This window comes from Bacillus fungorum, from assembly GCF_002746455.1.
Taxonomy (GTDB): Bacteria; Bacillota; Bacilli; order Bacillales; family Bacillaceae_G; genus Bacillus_A; species Bacillus_A fungorum.
Window position 1 is genome coordinate 1 of record NZ_NWUW01000083.1, and the last position, 3356, is coordinate 3356.

Annotated in this window: 1 protein-coding gene and 2 pseudogenes; all 3 read right to left on the reverse strand. The window is 37.1% G+C overall.

Annotation, left to right across the window (positions count from 1 at the left end):
- Window positions 1-475 (reverse strand): annotated as a pseudogene (locus tag CO726_RS30510) (hypothetical protein); the annotation flags it as partial.
- Between the two features lie 95 nt (window positions 476-570).
- Entirely contained in the window at window positions 571-2373 is a 1803-nt protein-coding gene (ltrA, locus tag CO726_RS30515) for a group II intron reverse transcriptase/maturase (RefSeq protein WP_099686785.1), read from the reverse strand.
- Window positions 2374-3069: 696 nt separating this feature from the next.
- Window positions 3070-3356 (reverse strand): annotated as a pseudogene (locus CO726_RS30520) (hypothetical protein); the annotation flags it as partial.

A 3356-nucleotide genomic window follows, 5' to 3' on the forward strand; every position in this document is an offset into this window, starting at 1 on the left:
CTTCAATCGCTTTCTCAAAAGACTCTTTCATATGCTCATAAGCCTGTTTTTGTTCTTCCGACATCTCGACAAGAATCGTAGGTACATTGATTAACTCCACAGGATTTGGCCAAACATCTTTTAAGCGTACATTAATGGTTGTATCCATTAAAAATTGGGTAAACACATATGGCGAAATACCAGGTACGACCTTGGTTTTATCTAATGTACCTTGTGATCCGCGTGAAGCTTTATTGGATGTAACCTCACCGTCGTGATAATACATTCTCTCAATGTTTCCGTAGGTTTCATTCCATTCCATTAAAGAACTATATTCAAAGCCACTTTTCACCATTTTTTGAGGGAATAAACGCCATAACGTATAGAATACGTCGCTCGATTTACCTCCAAATAATGTACCTGTTCCAGCTACAACTTTCTTACAAACCTTTGCTAAACTTCCTAGGGCAGTTCCTTGCGCTGTTTCACTTTTTAATAGCGATAGGTAAGGTTTTGATGTGTTCTCCACCTTTTCCCCCGCTCCACACCGTACGTGAACCTTTCAGCTCATACGGCGCTCCATCTAGAATTTTATCTAATAGTAATCCTTTCGAGTTTACATAGCTTCCTGAGTTGGTTTAGTTTCTCTATTTGTTTAGTATGAAGATTGAATCTGTTGACATATTTTAGTATGGTTTCTTCCCTAGTAGCATGTATTGCTTTGTGAATATCCTTATGAACGATAACGAGATTTCGAAACTCGTCTGTTCCACCAAGAGAAGTAGGTATTTTGTGGTGGCAATGAACATCAGCAGATTTGAGAGGTATTCCAGTAATATTACATCTTCCTTTTTGTGCTGAGTATTTAGATAATCTATTATCCATGTACTCTATACTTCTATTAGGAAGTCTGGATTTCATCAATTCAGCTAATGCTTTGTCCCAATCGAATACTTTTTCGTCGGTGTAAGGATTGATAGCCTGTGAGTAATTTAAATTATTCTTCGTCTTCACTTGACCTATTGGAAATAGATATATTCCAGCAATTCTATAAGTTTTACGTGTGTTTTTGTAAAACTTTAGATACGCTCCTTTTTCTGGAAGATTAGTAGGTTTACCGTACCATGCTATACCTTTAAGCCGGTTTTTAAGGGTTCGTAAAACCCTATATTCGATGTCGCTCATATCTTGAACAATGTGGGTAGCATATTGGAAGTTATTTTGAACTCCTAATACTACCGAGTTGTAAAGATTGGCGTTTCCGGCTGTAGGATGTTTTTGTATGTGATGTATCCTGTTCTTCAACTTAGCGATGATTTGTTTTTGTTTATTGTCATTAATATGCGAGAAGAAAACTCTTTTATTTCCTTTGATTGCGGCTTTGAATTTATAGCCTAGGAATGAAGATGACTTCTTTCTTAGGTTTATAATTTTTGATTTATTTGGTGAAATTTCAAGCTTGAGTCTGTTATTCAGAAAGCCTACCACAGCATGAAACCACTTAACTGCTGAATCGTAACTATTAGTCATGATTCGAAAATCATCCGCATATCTCACTAAAAATCCTTCTTTAAGCTTGGTTCCAGCGCTTCTGAGACAGAAATATTTATTGTAGTTTCGAGCATACTGAGTTTTTGTTTGAAAGGTCTCCCATTGGTCCGATACCCATTGATCTAAATCGTTTAGAACGATGTTGGATAACAGTGGTGAAAGAATCCCACCTTGGGGTACGCCTTTTGTTGGTATACCTTCTCCTTTAATCGGGGCTTTAAGCATTTTGCCAATAACCGCAATTACTCTTTTGTCTCTTACACCAATGTTCCATATCTGCTTGAGAAGAATGGAGTGATTTACATTCTCAAAGAAACCTTTTATATCAATATCAACTGTATAGTGATATTTATTGATATTTACTAGTGTTTGAACTCTTGCAACCGCATGCCTTGTTGTACGTGTTGGTCTAAATCCATACGAGTGGTTATAGAATTTCCCTTCACATATTGGTTCTAGTACATTCAAAAACATCTGTTGTACAATTCGGTCTCTTATGCAAGGAATACCTAAGGGTCTTTTTCCGCTTGAATAATTTTTAGGTATCCATACTCGTCTGACTGAACTTGGAGTGTAGTTCATGACTAGTTCTCTCATATAATGAATAAACTTTTCTTGTCCCGTTTTGGCAAGTTCCAAAATTGTTTGGTCATCTGTACCTGGGGTTTTTGCTCCCATATTTGATTTAACTTGCCGATAAGCTAACAAGATGTTTTCATCGGAAATGATAATCTCTAACAAATTTTTGAAATTTTTAGTACCTTCACGACTTCTTTGAAATAAATCATTTTGTATCTCATTGAATTCGTAGTATTGTTTATATCGATTTGCTATAGCGCTCATTGGTGTAGAAATCATCTCCTTAAAGTGATTTCCAACTCACCTTCTTACCCGAAAAATGAGCTACAACTCTAACTCGGTTTTCTATTAGTAATTCTAGACTTAGGCCTATCCCTCCACTATGTTTCCATAGTTTCAACGGTACTGTGACCCTACTTTCACACCCATAAACACATTTCGCTTCATAAGAATCTTATAGTGACCTCCCCACTGATAGGTGTTTAGTTAGGAGTTGGTTGCTTACCACGTTCCGATATACCTAGCTGTGCATATACCCTTAGATGGTTGCTTTACACCTGTGAGCCTTATAACCTCATTGTTGGTTATGCCGATTTTCATAACGAACAATCTTACTCATCGGTATCTCACCCTACATTAAGTAGTACGAAAGGTTTCCCAATCGTTAATCCTCTAGGCGCGTACATTCGCGAACTTCGTCAGTTCCCCACGGAACATTCTCATCATAGGTATTTATAGCGTCCCGGCCTATCTCCAACCATACCTTCTCTGTAAGAGTGGCTTCAGAGTTGAATTCAGCCGACTTTACCTAGTTCCATACAAAATGCTTGTATTTCTATCAAAATACTTGCATGTAGGAGTATCAGACTACCGGTTTCAGCTCAACATGACGGCTTTCATTCCCGATATCGGTATATCAGTTGTATCTAAGATTTCCTTAGACCACCTATTTCGTATCAATTAAGCGACACTTATAAGGTAACGTGTCACACATTCGTGGACTTCGTCACAAATTAAAGCATCAAAGAAGTGCTTCATTTTTCTACGAATATACTCAACAGTAGCCACTTTTCGATATGCTCGTCCTGTGTGTTTCTCATCATATGGTTTCACACGATTTTCTAACTCTAGTTGTTTTTGCAGCGGTTTATTTCCCTCTTTTATTGCTTGCACTAATTTATTTTCATATTTGGTCCAATCTTTAAAGCTTGCATATTTCGTTTTTACTTTTGGACTCCAAATATTTG